Source organism: Staphylococcus sp. EG-SA-18, from assembly GCF_017151825.1.
Classification (GTDB): domain Bacteria; phylum Bacillota; class Bacilli; order Staphylococcales; family Staphylococcaceae; genus Staphylococcus; species Staphylococcus aureus.
The window spans coordinates 1-2129 of the sequence record NZ_JACYVY010000063.1 but is presented as its reverse complement, the minus strand read 5'-3'; the positions used below and the strand labels follow the sequence as shown (position 1 = coordinate 2129).

1 protein-coding gene and 1 pseudogene are annotated in these 2129 nt (G+C 27.1%); both read right to left on the bottom strand.

What is annotated here, in order from left to right:
- Positions 1 to 120: 120 nt before the first annotated feature.
- Positions 121 to 420, bottom strand: a pseudogene (locus IDG66_RS12010) (SMEK domain-containing protein); the annotation flags it as partial.
- 849 nt (positions 421 to 1269) lie between these two features.
- On the bottom strand, positions 1270 to 2129 hold an 860-nt coding region (locus IDG66_RS12005; protein ID WP_107398442.1), incomplete at its 5' end, for a restriction endonuclease subunit S.

Here is a 2129-nt window from a genome sequence, read left to right as displayed (position 1 = left end):
GAGCCGTTCTTATGGACCTACATGATGAATGGATTTATTCTTCAAGAAAATACATCAATTTTGATAAGTAGAAATGGTAAAAACATTGTATAGCATTTTACACAGGAGTCTGGACTTGACTATTTTATTTGTTAAATACTCTTTTTTTAGAGTGTCCTCTATTTTTTGCTTTTTACACGTTGCGGTAACTTGAATAATAATTTTATTCGTATTATCTATAAGATCAAATGCTGGTGCATTTTTTTGTTTTTTATTATGATTCTCAAGTGAATACCCATATACAATATTTAACAGGTCTCTAAAAAAATATTCGGAATATATATGATTATTTAAAATATTTATCTTTCCTAGTTCTTCAATCTTAGTATTAAGTCTAATTAGTGTATCAAGAAATTTTTCTTGATTCGTTGATCGTTTCAAGTTTTAAGTCTCCTTTTAAAATGAATATTTCACTTCTTATAACTAATATTTAAACAAAATGATCACATAATAATATTTAATTTACAATATGCCACTACAGTGTCAACATTTTATAAACACTATTCATTTGAACATGGTCTAAAACGAATAGGACATTGTAAATGATTAAATAGTCTGTCTCTAGTTGATGTATATGGTCATTTGTTATGCAGATAATAATTAATCTAATTAATTTTTACGTTTTAGTTACTTGGTTGTGATTGAGGCTTTTTGTATCTAGTTGTAATATTCTCCTTTTTTAGAATCATAATAGGTACTTCTTGAAATTTTTAGAACTTTGCACATTGCTGATACTGAATATTGATACGCATTTTGTTGAAAGACTTCATTTTTTGTCTCAAAATTAGCACTGCTTGCTTTAAATCATCATTTTACATTATCAATCGATGTTTTTCTTTGCGTAATTTTATTAACTCTTTTTCATCACTTGTTAAAATGTCTTGATGATTGAATGACTCAGTATTTTGGTTTTGTTTTATCTAATTTGAGAAAGTTAATGATGTTAGATCATATTCTCGTATAATTTCGTTTCTAAGCTTACCATTTTCATAAAGTTTAATTATTTTAATTTAAATTATTTACTAAAAGCTCTTCAGTCTCTTGTCATAATAAAATCGCCTACCCTCTTAGTTTAACAATGTCTATTCTCATAGAATTTGTCCAACTAAATGTAGACGATTCACTAAACTTCTAAAAAAATAAACCCCAAATTATAATAGTCTCAATATTAATATATTACAATTTATTCATAGGATTTTTATCATTTCAATTAATAGGTTGTTATCAGGGTTAAATAAACATTTTTTGTAATAGTTCTTTTTTACGTTCTTTTAATAACTCAATTCTATTCATTTGATTATTCATTTTATTGTCTATAGATTTTAACAATGCACTTACTTTATCTTGTTCAGTGAGACAAGGTATTTTAAGATTTATATTGCATAAGTTCGCATGAGTTAATTTAGCTGGTGCATTACCTGTGACAAATGCTCGTAGTTCTTTAAAATTTAAATAATAATTCATAAAAAACAAATTATGATCATTACTTTTAACTACATGCGCATGATTATTTACCCAGTATTGCCCATTAGCAATAAAGCTACTCGTCTCAAACTGCCCCCATTTTGCACCATCTTCTCCTATTAGTAATCGTTCTTCATTATTGAATAAATAATCTTTTACGTAATCAATAATTCCAGTTGCACCATAGTAAGGGTATAACCCCTTTTCTCTTAATGAAGAAGTAATTGGTTTTCTTCTATTATTTTCAAAGATAAAGATGTCTTTTATGAATTTGTTTTCCCACTCTGGATATTCTTCACCATTCTCATCTTTGAATCGCAATTCTTGTGTGAAGATTTTCTGCATATAGCCTTTTTTCTGTTGTTGAAGCAATTCAAGTTTTTGTTCTTCTAATTCAATTTGTCGGTCGAGTTTGCTGAAGAACTTGCCTATTTTTTGCTGTTCTTCAAATATAGTTGGGGTGAAGATTTTTAAATTAGCAATTTCTTTGAAGTTTAGACCTTCTCGACTACCTCCACTTTGTGCAAGGAAAATTTTCCTTTTACCTTTTCTTGATAATAGATACTGTCCAAAAAAATTATAATAATACTCTTTTTTCAATCTAATAATACATACATGTTGATTTA